The sequence below is a fragment of the Wolbachia endosymbiont of Drosophila pseudotakahashii genome, from assembly GCF_026015925.1.
Taxonomy (GTDB): Bacteria; Pseudomonadota; Alphaproteobacteria; order Rickettsiales; family Anaplasmataceae; genus Wolbachia; species Wolbachia pipientis.
In genome coordinates this window covers 592,196-609,706 of sequence record NZ_CP110359.1, presented here as the reverse complement: position 1 = coordinate 609,706, position 17,511 = coordinate 592,196, and the positions used below count along the sequence as shown (strand labels likewise).

The following is a 17,511-nucleotide window of genomic DNA, read 5'->3' as shown; positions in this document are numbered from 1 at the left end:
AGAGGTAAGAAGTGTGGTATAAGATAAATTTTAAATGTACCTAAGCGACATAAGTGACAAAGAATGGAAAATAATAGAGCCATATTTTGAAGCCAAAAAGACCGGCAGACCAAGAAAATATAATATTAGAACAATTATTAATGCAATCCGCTATGTGATGAAAACAGGCTGTCAATGGAGACAACTACCTAAAGATTTTCCACCATGGAAAACTGTGTATAGCTGTAATTCGCGCTTGAAAAAAAGTGGAATATGGCAAGAAATTCATGATTTTCTAGTTAAAAAAGTAAGAGAGATAATTGGTAAGAATGAAACTCCATCAGTTGGAATAATAGACAGCCAGTCAGTAAAAACGACTCAAAAAGGGGATCTAGAGGATACGATGCTGGAAAGAAAATAAAGGGCAGAAAACGCCATATTATTGTGGATACTGTGGGTCTTGTAATTGCTGCTGAAGTACACAGTGCAAGTATTCAAGATCGTGATAGTGCTCTAAATCTTTTTGCCCAAGCTAAATGCAAAGTTCCAACTTTACGTAAGTTTTTTGCTGATCAAGGGTACATAGGTAAATTACAAAACAGATGCTTATTGGAAACGGGATGTTTATTAACGATTGCCAAGAAAATAGTTGATACAGGATTTCAAGTTATTCCCAAACGTTGGATTGTTGAGAGAACTTTTGCCTGGCTTTCCAATTTCAGGCGCATGAGTAAAGATTACGAGCATTCTCCTCTTATCTCAAAAAACAATATCTTCTTTAATATGATCACTATTATGCTTCACAAATTAGCTCATTCTTCAGTTTGAAGACATGCTCTTAGTGAACTGCATTTCTATTATATACCTGGAGCCTTGAGAGTCCTTACAAAGAACATCAACAATGCTTTGTTTTTTAGAAGCAATATCAGGGTCTTGAATAGTACTTAAGAACTCTATATCCTTTATTGTACTTTTGCCAGTGAAGCCAAGGATATCATTAAGGAAGTGAATAAGAATGTCCTTATTTTTTTCAGTGCCAAAGATGCGCTTGAACGATATATCCTTTTTAGGATCAAGAAACTTAGAAATAGCCATAAGGAATCCACTTAAAAAGTATTGGTAATTATACACAATTGTGAAGAAATATTCAACGTTTTTGTGCTAAAGTCTATTAAAGTTAGCTAAATTTCAAGAGTTGGCAAAAAACTACCTTCATAAATGACCCTAGAATGCTACCACGCACCTTAATGTTATATTTCTATCATCTTTTACAACTCCCTCTATAAACCCCAGCAAATGAATTCATGAGTTATAAAGAGCTTTAAAAACAATTATTTTGGGTATGAGAGACTAACCTCCTAATAAAAATACGAGCCTAAAAGCTCAATTACGATTTACCTAACATCGTGAGGACAGGTTTGTCAATCTCTCACACCTTACATTTTAAAATATTCAAAAAATAATATCAACATATTTCGGTAGCAAATTTACGTTGAATCTATATCCTGTAAGTATGGGCAAAAAAAAGAAGGTTATAATATATACAGATGGAGCATGTTCTGGAAATCCGGGGCCTGGTGGATGGGCAGCCGTGGTGATGTATGAAAATAAAAGTGTCTTTATCAAAAAACGCATCTCTGGAGGTGAAGAAAACACAACGAATAACAAAATGGAGTTAAAGGCTGTGATTAACGGGCTAAAGATGTTGAAAGTTTCTTGCAAAGTTATTTTACACACTGATAGTCGGTATATTAAGCAAGGTATAACAGAGTGGATCAATAAATGGAAGGTAAATGGTTGGAAGACAGCCAATAAAAAGCCAGTGAAGAACAGGGAATTATGGCAGAAACTAGAAGAAGTTGCTTTGCAGCATGATATTAATTGGAAGTGGGTTAGAGCTCACAACGGTAATATGTACAATGAGGAGACAGATAGACTTGCTAGAAAGGAATCTAAAAAGCTAAAATATAGAGATTGTGAGGTCAAGAAATCACCAAAAAATAGAGGGAACTCTAAGTTTCATAGATTGGGTGGGGTATTATGGCAATAATTCTTTTAGATACAAAAACAATAAACCGTATAGCAGCGGGTGAAGTAATCGAAAGGCCAGCAAGTGTAGTAAAGGAATTAGTAGAAAATGCAATAGATGCTGGAAGTTCAGAAATAGAGATCAAAATAGAAAGTGGTGGGCGCAATCTTATAACTGTGACAGATGATGGAAATGGAATAGAAAAGGAAGATTTGCAACTTGCGTTTATGCGCCACGCTACTTCAAAATTAAGCGATAGTGAGTTAATAGAAATCAAACACCTTGGGTTTAGAGGAGAAGCTTTGCCTTCAATTGCAGCAGTGAGTAGAATTAGGCTATCATCGAAAGCAAAAAGAGTAAATGAAGCATGGTCTATAAGTTATGAGGGGGGAGAAAAAATAAGAGAGATTACCCCTTATTCTTTACTGCAGGGTACATATATTGAAGTTCGTGACTTATTTTTTGCGACTCCAAATAGACTAAAATTTCTAAAAACCGAAAGGGCAGAAACACAAGCTATAGTTGATATTGTAAATAACATAGCAATGATTAACTATAGTATTGGATTTACTCTTACTTCCGGTAATAAAAAGCTCTTAAAATATATTAAGCAAACTTCATTATTTAACAGACTATGTGAAATAGAAGAAGAATTTCAGAGCAATTCGCTGGAAGTTAAAGAGGAAGAAGACGGCATCAAACTTACGGGATACATCCGTAAACCAACTATTAGTCGTGGCAATTCAACTCAGATCTATACGTTTGTTAATGGAAGGCCAATAAAAGACAATCTACTTATAGGTGCAATTCGATATGCGTATCAAGATTTTATTCCAGTTGGGAGGTATCCTTTTGCAGCGCTGCACTTGGAGATACCATACGATCAAGTAGATGTAAATGTGCATCCAAATAAATCAGAAGTAAGATTTCAGAATAAAAGGCTAATATATGAAATAGTGAGAAGAGGGATAATAAAAACACTATCAACGAGGTTTGCAGCGAGTGGTCAAGGTATTGAAGAGGAGCTAATTTTCAATGATAGTAAAAGCCAAGAGCAGGTTGATAGTAAAGAGAAAAAAAATCAAAAAGAGTTTTATGAAAAGAGGCCAAGTCTTTTAGAAAATCGTCTAATGAAAGAATTCAATGCACCAGATGAAAGAAGGCAAAGCTTACCAGGAACGTTTAAATATGGAGAATCTCCATCCCAAAAGGGAACGATGGTTTTAGAAAGGAAGCAAATTGATTTGGTAAAGGATCATCCTTTAGGATATGCACGCTGTCAGGTCCACAATACTTACATTATTGCTGAGGCTGGAGATAGGCTGATTATAGTAGATCAACATGCAGCCTATGAGAGGTTGATCTACGAGCGCTTAAAGCAAAAATCAAGCATAAGAAGACAAAAACTTCTTCTTCCTGAAACAGTTAAAATCGAAAACCAAGCTGGAATGGAGATGGTTAAAATGTATAAAGATAAGCTTTTTGAAATGGGTTTTGGTATTGAAATAGAATCAGAAGATAAAGTGAAGGTAAAAGAAATTCCTGCAATCTTGGGAACAATAGATGTAAAGGAGATAACTATTGATATAGTAGATAAATTAACGGAAATAGAAGATACGCTACCAATAGAGGATAAGGTGAATAAAATATCAGCCACAATCGCTTGCCATGGAGCAGGAAGAAAAATGAAATTGGAAGAGATGAATGAGATACTAAGACAAATTGAGAAAACTCCATATTCTAATCACGGAAGACCAACGTATATAGAAATGAAACTAAGTGATATAGAAAAATTATTTGAAAGGAGATGAGTTCAGTTTGTCAAAAAGGTTGCCAATTAAGTATACGTAATAGTTCTTCTGATTATGAGGTATAAGATGTGAGAAAAGAGAATAAATGCTCTAATTTTTTAGATTACAAAGTAATAGGACAGGAAGTAAGAAATCGTAGGTTAGCAAAGGGGTATACTCAAAAAGATTTAGCGGGAAAAATCGGCGTAACGTATCAAATAGTACTACAATATGAAAAAGGAATACGTAAAATTTCGATTGAGAAATTGTATGCTATAGCAGAAGTGTTATCAGTTGGCATCATAGATCTTATTCCTGTATCAAGTGAAAAAATTTGCCTTAAAAACGAAGAAGAGGAAATATTAAATCTAGTAAGAAAATATAAAACGATTAATGATCAAGAGTTGCGCAAGGTGTTTTACTTGCTAACAAAATTTACCCGAGTTGGTGAGAAAAGTAGTAAAAAAGCAGAGAAAATAAAGATTGCAAAAGGTTTGGTTAAAGCAGGAGTTTCTGTTGATATTGTTGCAAAAACAATTGGCCTCTCTGCTGATGAATGCGTTGAAGAAAAAGGAGGTTCTATTTACTGCTAAATAGGAAAGAAGATAAAAGAATGGAGGCTAGTGAGAGAGTATACTCAAAAAGATTTAGCAGAAAAAATGAGTACAACACGTGACGAAATAAGCAACTATGAGCAAGGAAGGACTGCTGTTCCACTTGATAAATTATATGAAATGGCAGAGGCGTTATCGATTAATATTACAGATCTACTAATAGAGAAAGATGAAGGTAGTACAGTGGAAAATGAGCTGCTTGATTTGATTAAAGAATACAAAGAAATTGAGAGCCAAAAACTACGTCATGCACTAATAAAATCTCTGTTTGAGGGAATACGTATTTGTGAGGAGAAAGTGAGAGAGATAGAAAGGATTAAAGTTGCAAAGGATCTAGTAAAAGGGGGAATTTCTATTGATATTATTTTGCAAGCAGTAGGTTTATCCATTGATATGGTTTTAGATGGATAGCTCGTAAAAAAATTATAGCAATAAAGTTTTTTCTTAAATGGAGGTATATGTGTTTGTTTCTGCAAGCAATGTTAGTTATAGAATAGGGCAAAAAATAGAAAATTGTAGGTTAATGCGAGGTCATACTCAAATAGGATTAGCAAGTCAAATAGGTTTAACATACCAAGAAGTAAACAGCTATGAAAGTGGCTATAGCGCTATTCCTGTTGAAGTATTATATATAATAGCAAAAGCATTATCATCTACTGTTATAGATCTGCTACCTGAATCAGTAGTAGTAAGAGAGTATAAAGATGAAGACGAAGAAATACTCTATCTAACGAAAATATACGAGGATCAAAAGTTAGGTAAAATAGTACCTTCATTAGTCAGGTTTGTTCATATTAGCGAGAAAATCAATCAAGAGGAGGCAAGATTAGAGGTAGCAAAAAATCTAGTTAAAGAAGGAGTTTCTACTGATATTATTTCCCAAGCAACCGGCTTATCTACTTACGAATATAATGATACAAGAAAAGAAGTCTGCACTGACTCTATATATTACAGAATAGGACAAAGAATAAGAGAATGGAGGTTGATAAGGAGATATACTCAAAAAGATTTGGCGAATAAAGTTGATTTAACGCTCAAGGAAATACACGATTATGAAAGAGGATACACTGCCATATCATTTGACAAATTATATCAAATAGCAGAACACTTATCAGTGAATATTAAAGTTCTGCTACCTAAAACAAATGAAGATAGTGAACTACTCACTTTACTAAGAAAAACTGAAGAGCAGGAATTAGTAAATGGATTAGTAAAATTTTTATCTAGGAGTATGAAGGATAGTAAAGAAAAGGTTAAAAAAATAGAAAAAATCAAAGTTGCGAAAAATCTAGCAAAGGCAGGTGTTTCTACTGATGTTATTTTGCGAGCAAGTGGCCTAACTGCTGATGAGTGTGAAAATTGAATTGTGTTAAAGACGGTACTGAGAAATATTATATTAAGATATAAGTAAAGATAGTTATATATTTAACACTTCTATGCAGAATTTCTCTATCACTTTTTGATTGTCCTCTATCATTTTACTTGCCTCTTGCTGAAGAGATTTGATATTTTTTGATGTAATATTATCCATGTCAGGTGATGCTATTTTTAATTGCGATTGTATGCGTATATATTTATCACCTATAACTTGATCAAGTTGGTAATTTACTGAATCTAAGCTTGAGGCAAACATCACATGTAATAGTGGTTTTATCCAGCCTATTTTTCCAAATCTCTTTGAATTGGCATACTCTATGCTTCTATCTGTTCTTCCAGTACCTATCGATAACAGTAGAATATCATCATTTGGAAATAACCTCTTACCACTTGCATATGCACAAGCCGCTGGATTATTTGCAAATACCCCGCCATCCACTAATACCATTTCCTTGTGGTTGATTTTAAGATATTTAGGTGCAAAGTAAGTAGGTGCAGCCGTTGCAGCTCTGAGTGCATCTTTCAGCTTAATATTACCTTCTTTCCAGCTTTTGAAGAAAAATGGGTAATTATTCTGAATGTTGTAACTGGTAAGCAGTACATTATTTAAAGTGTTTTGTAGAGTATCATCACCAAAATATTTGTCCAATACAAATTCAATATTTTTATATGGGTATTGTGCACAGTTAAACCAAGATAATATTGATCGCCTAAAAAATGAAGACTTGAAAATATATGGTCCATATTCCCGATAGAACTCGACTAAATCATTAGCAGAATATTGAGGTTTATCTTTTTTACATAATCCAGCTACAACAATTCCACCGGTTGAGGTCCCTGCCATAAGATCAAAGATTTCAGCTATCGGTTTTCTTGTCCTTTGCTCTATTTCTGCTAGAATAATGGCTGGTATGATGCCTCTAATGCCACCTCCATCAACGGATAAAATATATTTAATCATTGTGAATTTGGGTAAAGGTATTAAGATTTAATTTTTCCGCTTAGAACGTGTAATTTAAACTCATCCAATTCCTCAGAAAGATTTTTTACCCTTTCCTCAAGTACTAACACTTTTTCCATTAAACCATATTCAATAAGTTTATCGTGAAATTGTACCCTTGAGTCTAGCTTGGATAACCACCATATAAATGCTACTGTTTGTATTAATAACGTGATAATTACTGTAATTGGGATTTTTTGATTTTGCATGTTTCTCCTAACTGTGTAATCTTTCAACTACTTCTTGTTTCCGGTTACGAAATATTACTGCTCAGATTCGTGTTCTTTTTCAGCATTATAGAGCAAGTGTATAATTTCATCGTATGGTTTATCTTTATTGTGCCGTGATCTTAGCACAGCTACATCTCTTGGGTTTTTTCCATCTATATCTCTAATATTAGGATTTGCGCCTTTCTCCAATAAAAACTTAATAACTTCTAGGTGTCCTTCACCTGCAGCGTGATGTAAAGCTATTCTTTTAAATGCATTTCTATCAAGTGCGTTTATATTTACTTTTTCCTCTTCTATTAAAAATCTGATAATGTCTAAACATCCTTTTCTTGCTGCATAATGTAACGTTGTTCCACTCAAGTTTGGAGCCATATCCTTTACTAAAAGTTTTACTATTTCTAAGTTGCAATTACTAGCAGCCACTTGTAATGTTTTGTTATAATTATCTGTAGCTTTAGATTTTTGATAGCAATAAGTAATAACAACGCATACTATTAATAGTATGAACCATACGAAATGTAGTTTATCTCTTTCATTATACTTTATTTTTTTCATATTTGGCACACAGTTTCTTCATATTAAATAGATCATTACTCATTTTTTTCTTAACATTACTTACTCAAAGATGCTGACAACATAGTAAGGTAACCCGAGCTATTTAAAGTATGCTCCGCTCTATTAATTATCCATTCACCATCTAACGCTTGATTAAAACCTAGAAGATTAAGTTTAGCTTCTGCAAAAATTTGAGGATTACCAGGCATAGTTACATCTAAAGTTTCATTGTTACGCTTCAATTGTTTCAACTTGGCATTTGCTGCACTTAGTGCTGACTCTGCATTTGAGTAAAGTTCCAGCATAATATAACTTGGCTCACCGCTACCAACTGTTTCTTTAATAGTTTCGCCCTTTTCATAGCTATGCCACTTTGCCACTACTGAATTATACTTATCACGTACGGTAAAATGCACTTTCCAATTAATTGTGTCTTGAGGTCTAATATTCGTTGTTCCTAAAGCTTTTCCTGTGGCTGATTTTGCCATGTTTTTTGAAATAAATAATATATACCCACCAGCTAATTTTGCCATTGCTTCGTTTTATATTGCTATTTTAGTTAACAAGCTGATATCACTTTCATCTATTTGGTTGATGTGGGGTATCAATATATCCTTAAATTCCTCAGCGACTTTGTATCCATATCCATGTTTTTGAGCTATTTCTTTTACTAAGTTTTCTATGGTAATTTGGTGCCATTCTTTTGATACTTTTGCCTTCAAAGATATTCTTAAATTTGTTGCATGAGCTTTTATTAGTAGGGTCTTAGGTGGGCCTTGTATCGTAACTTCATTGACTGTATATACACCCATTGGAAAGATTCCCGTTTCCTTATAACCTAGTGCTATGTTCAATTCATTTGGAACTTCTACATTTTCATTGCCATAATCAACACATACCTCTGCGATATCATCTATAGTACTAGATTCATCAGTAATATGCACCGATATTACATGATCTTTTATTCCTTCAATGCTAAATTCAGGTTCCATTTATTCCCACACTTTTAACTTCGATTTTTTTAATTGCTCTTGTATTCTAGGTAACCTGATCTTTAATCCTGCAGGCAAAAAACTTCCATAATCTGCAAGTCCAGGGTTTTCCTCCAATACTATTTCTACTGCTCCAGAGCTATATCCATAGTGTTTAAAACATATGTAATCCAACATTTCATTTTCTCCGGCTACATAATATGCTGTCATACATAACGCCTTAAACTTAATCTAAATTCAACCTTTTTTGCTATCGTGTTGAGCAAAACAAACACTTGTAAAAATGGCGTTGGAACCTGAATGGGAAGCAAAATTTGAGCCGAACACTTATGGTTTTAGACCTGGTAGATCTTGTCACGATGCTATGAAGGCCATATTCAATGCACTAAGTCAGAAAACAGCATATTGTTTAGATGCTGATATTTCAGGGTGTTTCGATAATATTAAACACTATGCATTGCTTGAAAAACTCAATACCACACCAACATTAAGAAAAACAATAAAAGGATGGTTGAGAGCAGGAGTAATAGAAAATAGAATTTTCCAGCCAACTAAGAGTGGTACAATTCAAGGAGGAACTATCTCTCCATTATTGGCTTGTATAGCATTACACGGTATGGAACAATATATTAAAGAAGCATTAAAAAGTGAACTTTTTCTATATAGAAGAAGAAAGTATGGTACAGCATCGCAGCAACGGGCACAACAAGCTCTTAGTATAATTTTTTATGCTGATGATTTTGTTGTTATACATGAGAGTGAGGAGATCCTTATTAAGGCAAAGGTACTAATCGAAGAATGGTTAAAAATCATTGGATTAGAACTAAAACCTTCAAAAACAAGGATTTCCCATACTTTAGAAGGGGATAAACCAGGATTTGATTTTCTTGGATTTTCAATAAGACACTACCTAACAAGAAATAATAAGAAAGGTTACAAGTTATTAATCAAACCAAGTCGTGAATCTATAAAACAGCATAATTTCATTATCAAACATAAGATTAGAAAATTGAGGGGAGCAACACAAGAAATAGTAATTAAAGTACTTAATCCAATTATTAGAGGATGGAGTCAATATTACTCTTGTGTAGTTTCAAGTGAAACATTTAATCTTATCGACAGTGTAATGTTCAGAAAACTTTGGAAGTGGGCGTTATATAAACACCCAAACAAAGGAAAATGCTGGATCAAAAGAAAGTACTTCAAGAAGTATGGTAATGATAATTGGCGATTTATGACAAGTAACGAAGTGAATCTTATAAGACACGGAGATCATGTTATTAAGCGACATATCAAAGTGAAAGGAACCAAATCTCCATACGATGGTGATTGGGTTTACTGGGGGAATCGTCTTAATAGAATACTAGATAAATCACCGAGAGTAATAAAGCTGTTGAAGTTACAACAAGGCAAATGTGATCAATGTCAACTTTGGTTCAAGAGTGATGATATTCTAGAAATACACCATAAAGACCAAAATAGGAAAAATAATATGATCAAAAATTTATTATTATTACATGGACATTGTCACGATATTTTACACAGGAAGTGTGCATGACAAGCACCAAATTGCAGAGGAGCCGTATGACGGTAACCTGTCACGTACGGTTCTGCAGTCGAGTGGGGAGAGGTGACTTTCTCCACTTAGATACCTGAAAAAGAAATAGTGGAAGAGCTAGTAAAAGCTGGAGGAGAAATAGAACAAGCGGATAAATTTGAAATGATAGCAGCGGATTATGCAAAAAATAGTGAGGAAATAGCCGAGATATTAAAGAAAGAAACGGAAAGAATTGAAAAGTTATTTATGAGAGGCTGAAAACATGGAGGAAGAAACAGAAAAGAAAGTAATAAATTTAGAGAAAAAAACGTTAGAAGAGCTAAGGAGAATGTGGAAGAAGGTATTTGTGGAAGAGGCACCTAAACATTCAAAGAAATATCTGATACCAAGATTAGCTTATAGAATGCAGGAAAAAGTATATGGAGAAATGTCAAGAAAGGGGACAAAAAGACTAGAGTATCTGGCAGATCGGCTAGAGAAGGGAAAAAGAATAAGTAGCGATAAATTACCAGTAGAAGGGACAGAATTAATACTAGAGAGAGGGGAAGAGACTCATGCAGTGATGGTAACAGATAAGGGTTTAATCTACAAAGAAGAGTTTTATACATCATTGTCAGCAGTGGCAGGAAAAATAATGGGAATGAGCTACAACGGACCTTTATTATTCGGATGCGTGATAAAAGTGGAAATTGAGGAGAGAGAATGCTAAAAGAGGTGAGATGCGCAACATATACAAGAAAATCAAATGAAGACGGTCTAGAACAAAAGTTTAACAGTTTAGATGCGCAGCGAGTAGCATGTGAAAAATATATAAAGAGCAAAGAAGGCTGGGTAGCATTGGCCAAAAGGTACGATGATGGAGGATATTCAGGGAAAAATTTAGAAAGACCAGCGATAAAGGAGTTGTTTGAAGATGTAAAGACAGGAGAAGTTGACTGTGTAGTAGTATATACATTAGATAGGCTATCAAGAGAAACAAAAGACAGCATTGAAGTAACGTCATTTTTTAGAAGGCATAGAGTAAATTTTGTAGCAGTAACGCAGATATTTGACAATAATACGCCCAATGGGAAAGTTTGTACAAACGGTATTATCAGGAGCAGCACAGCTAGAAAGAGAAATGATAGTAGAGAGAGTAAAAAATAAAATAGCAACATCAAAGGAACAGGGGTTATGGATGGGTGGAGCTTTACCGCTTGGATATGATGTAAAGGATAAAGAATTAATAATAAATGAGAAAGAAGCAAAGTTGGTAAAACATATATTTGAGAGGTATATAGAGCTGAAGTCAATGGCAGAATTGGCAAGGGAGTTAAATAGCCAAGGTTACAGAACAAAATCAGATATCTTTAAAAAGGCCCCGGTGAGAAGAATAATAACAAATCCAATATATATGGGAAAAATACGGCATTATGAGAAAGAGTATGAGGGAAAGCATGAAGCAATAATAAAAGAGGAAAAATGGCAAAAAGCGCAGGAATTGATAAAGAATCAACCATGTAGAAAGGCGAAATACGAGGAAGCGTTGCTAAAGGGAATAATTAAGTGCAAGGGCTGTGATGTAAACATGACTCTGACATACTCAAAAAAAGAGAATAAAAGGTATCGATATTATGTGTGCAACAATCATTTAAGGGGAAAGAATTGTGAATCAGTAAATCGAACAATAGTTGCTGGAGAAGTGGAAAAAGAAGTGATGAAGAAAGCTGAACAGCTATATGAAAAATGGGGAGAAAAAGCAGAAGAATGGAAAAATTTAAGTTTTGGAAAGCAGAAAGAAATAGTGAAAAATTTAATAAAGGGAGTGATAGTGAGAGAGGATGGAATAGAGGTGCATTCTGAATCAGAGGAAAAATTTATACCAATAAAAAAGAAAGGAAATAAATGTACAGTAGTAGAGCCAGAAGGAAAAACAAATAATGCGCTACTGAAAGCAGTGGTGAGAGCCCATTCCTGGAAACGTCAACTAGAGGAAGGAAAATATGGGAGTGTGAAGGAGCTGAGCATTAAAATTAATATAGGTACAAGACGAATACAACAAATTTTAAGATTAAATTATTTAGCACCAAAAATTAAAGAAGATATAGTAAATGGGAGGCAGCCAAGGAGTTTGAGGTTAGTGGATTTAAAAGAAATACTGATGTTATGGAGTGAGCAAATAGAAAAATTTTATGGATTAACGTTTATAAAAGTAACAATATGAAAAAACGTCGAAAAAAGTATGTGCCAGAAAATTAAAAAAGGTTATTACAAAAGGAGCTACTACAAAGGGCCACACAAAAAGATGCTGAAATTGATATAGAAAAGTAAGTCAATGTTACAGAATCAATTATGTGAAAATATCAATATAAATAATGAAGATTTTAGCATACTGGACGCAACAGTGGTAGAAAATGATCCAAAATCTATAAATTATAGTAGTTTATATTTAAATAATAATCTTTAACCTTTATGACAAATTAATCTACCTAGAAACTTCTCTCCTAGGATCAGAAGTCCTTCTTAATTCTTCACGTCCTGTCCATTTGTTGTTAGACTCGCTTATTACTTCAGGACGCATTAATCCACCAGATCTAGCAAAAACACCTTGATCTATAGCTTCAATAACCGATAAACCTCCCAATAAGCAGTTTTGCCCTATTTCTTCATGACTTGCTATTTCTTCAAATAGATCTTCATCGATCACTTCTACTCTTATCAATTTTTTATTGTTCTCATCAGGATATAATCTAACTTCTAATTCTCCTAAACTAGTATAAAAAGTTAATACTATACTGCTGCCTTCTGCAAGGTCTATGTAATTCCTTTTGCCATCTTCAGTTTTAATTTCTACTTCACTATTGCCGATCTTTACTATATTTCTTTCACACTTTACATTTCCATGGATTAGTCCTAAATCCCTTGTTCTATTTGTGATTTTTGCAACATCTATTATACTATCCTCTGAGTATTCTAAGTAAGATACACTGTTATCGATTTTTCCATCACACAGTTGACCACTGGTAGCATCCTTTGCAACTCTAAAAAATTCTTCAGCATAATTAATGTACTCTACATGAGCCTTGATTACATTAGCTTTATGATCTTTAAACTCTCGTTCTATTGTATCAATGACTTTTAAACTATCTGAGTTTTTTAACTTTGCTCCTCTCGATATTAATGCACATACTATATCACTGGCAATTCCATAGCTTCTTTCTAGCTGAGCAATTTTTTCTAGTACGTGATCTGCAAAGTAATAATCTTTGTCTTTAGCAAAATTTAATCTCATTCCAGAAGCTATAATCTCATTTACAACTTCCTGTAGTTCAATCATGCTTTTAGCTTTTACTACCTTACTCAAAAACTTATTTAGCTTAGCAAGTTGATTTGTTTGATACATCTCTGATAAGAGACTATCACATTTTTCACAATTATCTTGCTTATTACCTACAAAGTCAGTTGCTCCTGCTTTTAAGAGTAAAGCTTTTACATCAGGAAATTGATAAAACGGCCAAATTGAACTATCACCTTTAACATTTAAAACTATCTTTAAATCTTGGTTATTTTTATGTTTATCTAAAAATTTTTTCAGATCTTCAACACCTGGACCATAAGGATTATCCCAATCTTCATCAGAATCTGTAGCTTTAACCATTTTACGTAGTTGGTCTCTTAACTTTTTTTGGTTGTCAGTTAAAAAACACTCTATAATATTGTTGCTATCAATTGCAATTTGCAGTGGGGTTTTTCCATTGTTATTTTTTATGTTTAAATCAGCTCCTTTGCTTATGAGTAAATCCATAACCTCTCTGCTATAATCATTACAATTAGCAGCATAATAGTGTAAAGGTGTATTACCTTTTTTATCTTGTATATTTAGATCAGTTTTTGCATCTAAGAGATACTTTAGACCTTCATACGTACTGGAATAAATAGCAGTATCATGCAAAAGTGTTTTACCTTTATTATCCTGCATATTTAAATCAGCACCAGCTTTGATAAGAGGATGAATGGCTTCATCGTGTGCGACAAACACATTCAATACTGTTGTTCCTAGATGCCCTCTTTTTAGATTAAGAACGTACTTCAGGTCTTTATTTTTCTCGTTACTTTCTAAAAACTGCTTAAGATTTGAAAATGAGTCATAATTTCCCATATTAAAATCTTTTATAATACTATTGAGTAATTTTTGATTTAACTTTTTTTGACTTTCTTCCAGCTTTAAGTTAAGTGCATGAATAAGCCACTCATCTATTAAATTCTCTAAGCATTTTTTATCATCTATCAGACTTCTATCAGCCCAAAATAAATCTTGCTTAATGAATTCATAATAACTATCTACTGGTAATTCAGTTGCTTCTGTTTTTGGACTACCTATTTCTGAACACTCTTGTCCAGCACTTGGATCCGACTTCAGTTTTTGCTCATCAGTGTGTTTACTTTGTTCACTGATAGGTTCTGCAATATATTTTGTTGACTCTATACTCATATTACCTGCTAGCTTTAGATATAGAATATATTATATAGAATGTGTAGTATATGTCAAGCTAATTTCAACATAATCTTTTTACTACTCATATTTTTGTTAAGTTTTTATGGTGAGTACTGCTAGGTTAAAAGTTGTTTATTACTGAAAGTTTTAGCCAATTTTACTATAGATCAACAAAATTGAGAACACCAGCTATATTTAATATATAGGAATATGATGCTTTAAAGGAGTACGGAAACTGCTGAAGTTTTTACAGCAAACCTGTATGGAGCAACTTTAGCAGAATAAACAAATACATGCCAGTATTAGTAAAGAATTATTTATAAGTCAATTAACTTTTTCAAAAAATATTTTAGTGAAGATACCATGCTAGCTAGTGTTATAAAGAATTCAATTGTTTACTCCTTCAAAAAAGATCGTATATTTTTGAGAACAAGTTGCGTAAAAATGGAGTTACGAAAATAGAATTTTGAAATCTTTGCAACAAAGTTAGGCAAAATAGTTCATATGTAGATGTGGGTGAAATGGGCTAATGTGGTTAGTTTTAGCGTATAATAAAATTACCGTATAAAAAAGTTCGTACGGTATACATGGTAGACCATGCCATCCCAAAACAAACTCTTCTCACGACCCTTGGTTTTGAATGCTGGAAATGGTTGTGTTATTTGAGTTAGTGGTAATTAATGTTAAAGAGTGAAAATTAGTTTATTTGGAAATAAAAGGAAAATTCATTGCAATTCTATATTTAAAATAGAATAAAGCTCTTTTTGCATCATGTATTAATAAAAAAATATATTTTTTTGCGTATCCTTTCGTTTTAATTAATATGAAGTGATATGACACCTAATGTAGAGTTTAAAGATAATCACGGCACATCAATATCAAATTTGGAAAATGTTAAAATTATAACCTTGAGCGATGAGAAAGGTAATAAGTATACTTTAGATGCAAGCAATGGTAGTCTGGAATTAAAATATAAACAAGATGGTCAAGGTGAAATAAGCTATAAAGTAGGAGGTTTAGCGGCAGCTTTTAAAAGTCTACTTGATATGAAAAGTACTAACAATGATGAACATACAGTACTTGAAGAGAAGTTAGCAGAAAAGTCCATAGTGGAGGCGATATTTTATGCAAAAGATTTTGATAAGGGTGATAGAATCTCTAACTTGATACTAGATAGTACATTTTCTAGGCGAGATGTTCTGCCTGCTTACCTAAATAAAAAGGCTGATGTTGAAAATGTATATACTAAGGAAGAAGTAGATGAAGGATTAAATAAAAAGGTTGATGTTGAAAATGTATATACTAAGGAAGATACAGATAGAGGATTTATTTCTCGTGACAGTGACAGAATCAATAGATTAGCAAGGGAATTATTTTATAAGCATGATCCCAATGCAACTTCAATTTTAGTTAATACATTAGGGAAGCTTCTTGATGAAAAATATGAAATATATGGTGATAATAAAACAGCAAAAGATTTTTTGGCAGAAAAGGGTAATTTTGCTAAAGCTGATGGCTCTAATATAAAAATTTTAGAATTCACGAAAAAAATACTTGATGCAACAGAGGATATAGGAGATGGGAAAAAGAAATCAATTTTAGTGGAGAAATTAGGCAGATTTCTTGATCAAACTGCTGATAACGAAAATGCTTATGATGGTAAGATAGCAAAAGCTTTTTTAGGAGACAAGGGGGTGCAGGGATCAAAAGGTGCAGATGGTCCTCAAGGTCCGGCAGGTAGAGATGGAAAAAGCCCATCAATTGAGGAAGTCGCTGTACAGCTACTTACTGATGAAAATAAAGATATATTGGGAAAAACAGTACTTGATATAACTGATAGCACTGGTCAAAATCTTGCTACTCATGTTGCTAATAAAATAAATCTTAATTCGCAGGATTTTATAAATAAAGCTGATCCAATAAAACTCGCTGAGTTGCTTTTTAATAAAAGTAACTTAGATCAACTTGCAGCCAAAAAGATTGCCGAAGATAAAGTTAGCTCGTATAAGACTTCTGAACTAGTATTTAACGATGCTAAGAATGCACTAGCAGAGAATTATCAGTGGGATCAAAAGAGCTTTATTGAAGATATAATAAAAAATGTCGGCACTTCTAGGTTAGCTGAGTTGTTATTTAATGCTGGCAGTATAGAGAAAGGTGAAGCAAAAAGAATTACTGAAGGGAAGGCTAGCCCTGAAAAATTAGCTGAATATTTGTTTAATGCAAGTGGCTTAGGCGATAATATAGATGAGTCGAAGACGTTAGTCAATAACGTAACTCAGCACCTTTTGAATACCAAGGTAGATGAAATAGGGAAAGCGGTTGTGAAGGATAATGAAAATAGAGAGATCTTAGCAGGTAGTCGTATTTTGCAGGAAGGAGTGGCAGAAAAATTAATTAGTAGCAACACAAATAAATTGGGACAAGCTATTCTGAATGTGAAAAACAAATTTGGTAATGACGCAAAACCTGTGCTGGAAACTCATCTTGCCAATAACAGCAGCTTTCAGGAAGCTGTGGCAGGAAATCAAGATTTAAGGACTGCAGTAACAGCTAATTTTGGGAGCAATAGAGATTTTTGCAATATTGTAACAAGAGATCTTAGTAAAGATGAAGAAAGTCTGTTAATTGATAGGCTGCCTTTTTATGAAATTCCAGATGATCCAAATGCTCCGCTTTCTTGGAATTAGTAATGTAATTTTTGCTAGACCAACCGATTCCAAGAAAAATTGTTCTCACGCTTGCTGGTTTTGGGTGCTGGAAATGGTTATATTGTTTAGGTTTTTAACAGTATATATTGCTAAATTAGTAGCAATATATTAAAGACTTTCATCAAAAATTATTCCATAAAAAATTTCTAAATAGGGGTTGATAAGTTTTAAAAATGGAGTATTGTACTGAGTAGGAAAATAG

General features: G+C 33.4%; 14 protein-coding genes and 5 pseudogenes. 12 read left to right on the top strand and 7 right to left on the bottom strand.

Features of this window, described 5'->3' with window-relative positions:
* Positions 1-34: 34 nt before the first annotated feature.
* Together ONI09_RS03215 and ONI09_RS03210 are read left to right on the top strand one after the other, a co-directional pair.
* The gene (locus tag ONI09_RS03215; RefSeq protein WP_265013742.1) at positions 35-400 is read left to right on the top strand and encodes a transposase; all 366 of its coding nucleotides are present in this window, start codon (positions 35-37) and stop codon (positions 398-400) included.
* Positions 319-807, top strand: a complete 489-nt coding sequence (locus tag ONI09_RS03210) for a transposase (protein WP_323132836.1) — start codon at positions 319-321, stop codon at positions 805-807. Before ONI09_RS03215 ends, ONI09_RS03210 begins: the two co-directional genes overlap by 82 nt.
* A 6-nt stretch (positions 808-813) precedes the next feature.
* Here ONI09_RS03210 and ONI09_RS03205 read toward each other — a convergent pair.
* Positions 814-1,074: pseudogene (locus ONI09_RS03205) on the bottom strand (Rpn family recombination-promoting nuclease/putative transposase); the annotation flags it as partial.
* 418 nt (positions 1,075-1,492) lie between these two features.
* On the opposite strand from ONI09_RS03205, the gene rnhA reads away from it, so the two are divergent.
* The 4 genes and pseudogenes from rnhA (at position 1,493) to wmk (ONI09_RS03185) (ending at position 5,775) form a co-directional block, all read left to right on the top strand.
* Positions 1,493-2,029, top strand: coding sequence for a ribonuclease HI (gene rnhA, locus ONI09_RS03200; protein ID WP_266408201.1), 537 nt, complete (start codon positions 1,493-1,495; stop codon positions 2,027-2,029).
* Positions 2,020-3,819 (top strand): DNA mismatch repair endonuclease MutL, encoded by a 1,800-nt coding sequence (mutL, locus tag ONI09_RS03195; RefSeq protein WP_265014389.1) that lies wholly within the window; start codon positions 2,020-2,022, stop codon positions 3,817-3,819. The genes rnhA and mutL overlap by 10 nt, the downstream gene beginning before the upstream one ends.
* Positions 3,820-3,887: 68 nt before the next feature.
* Positions 3,888-4,823 (top strand): annotated as a pseudogene (gene wmk / locus ONI09_RS03190) (WO male-killing family protein Wmk).
* A 49-nt stretch (positions 4,824-4,872) separates the two neighbouring features.
* Positions 4,873-5,775 carry a WO male-killing family protein Wmk gene (gene wmk / locus ONI09_RS03185; protein WP_265014388.1) on the top strand — a complete coding sequence of 301 codons (903 nt, stop codon included), beginning with the start codon at positions 4,873-4,875 and terminating at the stop codon, positions 5,773-5,775.
* Between the two features lie 54 nt (positions 5,776-5,829).
* Here wmk (ONI09_RS03185) and ONI09_RS03180 read toward each other — a convergent pair whose 3' ends face one another.
* The 5 genes and pseudogenes from ONI09_RS03180 to ONI09_RS03155 form a co-directional block, all read right to left on the bottom strand.
* Positions 5,830-6,750 (bottom strand): patatin-like phospholipase family protein, encoded by a 921-nt coding sequence (locus ONI09_RS03180; protein ID WP_265014387.1) that lies wholly within the window; start codon positions 6,748-6,750, stop codon positions 5,830-5,832.
* Between the two features lie 20 nt (positions 6,751-6,770).
* Positions 6,771-6,998 (bottom strand): hypothetical protein, encoded by a 228-nt coding sequence (locus tag ONI09_RS03175; protein ID WP_007302999.1) that lies wholly within the window; start codon positions 6,996-6,998, stop codon positions 6,771-6,773.
* A gap of 54 nt (positions 6,999-7,052) precedes the next feature.
* The gene (locus tag ONI09_RS03170; RefSeq protein ID WP_265014418.1) at positions 7,053-7,574 is read right to left on the bottom strand and encodes an ankyrin repeat domain-containing protein; all 522 of its coding nucleotides are present in this window, start codon (positions 7,572-7,574) and stop codon (positions 7,053-7,055) included.
* A gap of 56 nt (positions 7,575-7,630) precedes the next feature.
* Positions 7,631-8,566, bottom strand: a pseudogene (locus ONI09_RS06830) (phage tail protein).
* The gene (locus tag ONI09_RS03155) at positions 8,567-8,776 is read right to left on the bottom strand and encodes a tail protein X (protein WP_265014384.1); all 210 of its coding nucleotides are present in this window, start codon (positions 8,774-8,776) and stop codon (positions 8,567-8,569) included.
* Positions 8,777-8,849: 73 nt separating this feature from the next.
* Here ONI09_RS03155 and ONI09_RS03150 point away from each other — a divergent pair, with 73 nt between their 5' ends.
* From ONI09_RS03150 to ONI09_RS03130, 5 genes and pseudogenes are all read left to right on the top strand, one after another.
* Entirely contained in the window at positions 8,850-10,124 is a 1,275-nt protein-coding gene (locus ONI09_RS03150; protein ID WP_265013706.1) for a reverse transcriptase domain-containing protein, read from the top strand.
* A gap of 90 nt (positions 10,125-10,214) precedes the next feature.
* Positions 10,215-10,382: pseudogene (locus ONI09_RS03145) on the top strand (ankyrin repeat domain-containing protein); the annotation flags it as partial.
* 4 nt (positions 10,383-10,386) lie between these two features.
* Positions 10,387-10,833 carry a DUF2924 domain-containing protein gene (locus ONI09_RS03140; protein ID WP_265013705.1) on the top strand — a complete coding sequence of 149 codons (447 nt, stop codon included), beginning with the start codon at positions 10,387-10,389 and terminating at the stop codon, positions 10,831-10,833.
* Positions 10,827-12,327 (top strand): annotated as a pseudogene (locus tag ONI09_RS03135) (recombinase family protein). The gene ONI09_RS03140 and the pseudogene ONI09_RS03135 overlap by 7 nt, the downstream one beginning before the upstream one ends.
* Before the next feature lie 111 nt (positions 12,328-12,438).
* On the top strand, positions 12,439-12,570 hold the full coding sequence (locus tag ONI09_RS03130; protein WP_010401858.1) for a hypothetical protein: 132 nt from the start codon (positions 12,439-12,441) through the stop codon (positions 12,568-12,570).
* Positions 12,571-12,588: 18 nt separating this feature from the next.
* Here ONI09_RS03130 and ONI09_RS03125 read toward each other — a convergent pair whose 3' ends face one another.
* Entirely contained in the window at positions 12,589-14,595 is a 2,007-nt protein-coding gene (locus ONI09_RS03125; RefSeq protein ID WP_265013704.1) for an ankyrin repeat domain-containing protein, read from the bottom strand.
* 836 nt (positions 14,596-15,431) lie between these two features.
* Between ONI09_RS03125 and ONI09_RS03120 the strand changes: the two genes are divergently transcribed.
* Positions 15,432-17,288, top strand: coding sequence for a hypothetical protein (locus ONI09_RS03120; RefSeq protein WP_265014383.1), 1,857 nt, complete (start codon positions 15,432-15,434; stop codon positions 17,286-17,288).
* Positions 17,289-17,511 lie beyond the last annotated feature (223 nt).

Bases quoted from the DNA above. Each gene is read 5' to 3' on its own strand.
- ONI09_RS03180 (WP_265014387.1), bottom strand. From the start codon at position 6,750: ATGATTAAATATATTTTATCCGTTGATGGAGGTGGCATTAGAGGCATC.
- ONI09_RS03175 (WP_007302999.1), bottom strand. From the start codon at position 6,998: ATGCAAAATCAAAAAATCCCAATTACAGTAATTATCACGTTATTAATA.
- ONI09_RS03120 (WP_265014383.1), top strand. From the start codon at position 15,432: ATGACACCTAATGTAGAGTTTAAAGATAATCACGGCACATCAATATCA.
- ONI09_RS03170 (WP_265014418.1), bottom strand. From the start codon at position 7,574: ATGAAAAAAATAAAGTATAATGAAAGAGATAAACTACATTTCGTATGG.
- mutL (WP_265014389.1), top strand. From the start codon at position 2,020: ATGGCAATAATTCTTTTAGATACAAAAACAATAAACCGTATAGCAGCG.
- rnhA (WP_266408201.1), top strand. From the start codon at position 1,493: ATGGGCAAAAAAAAGAAGGTTATAATATATACAGATGGAGCATGTTCT.
- ONI09_RS03150 (WP_265013706.1), top strand. From the start codon at position 8,850: ATGGCGTTGGAACCTGAATGGGAAGCAAAATTTGAGCCGAACACTTAT.
- ONI09_RS03155 (WP_265014384.1), bottom strand. From the start codon at position 8,776: ATGACAGCATATTATGTAGCCGGAGAAAATGAAATGTTGGATTACATA.
- ONI09_RS03215 (WP_265013742.1), top strand. From the start codon at position 35: ATGTACCTAAGCGACATAAGTGACAAAGAATGGAAAATAATAGAGCCA.
- ONI09_RS03130 (WP_010401858.1), top strand. From the start codon at position 12,439: ATGTTACAGAATCAATTATGTGAAAATATCAATATAAATAATGAAGAT.
- ONI09_RS03140 (WP_265013705.1), top strand. From the start codon at position 10,387: ATGGAGGAAGAAACAGAAAAGAAAGTAATAAATTTAGAGAAAAAAACG.
- ONI09_RS03125 (WP_265013704.1), bottom strand. From the start codon at position 14,595: ATGAGTATAGAGTCAACAAAATATATTGCAGAACCTATCAGTGAACAA.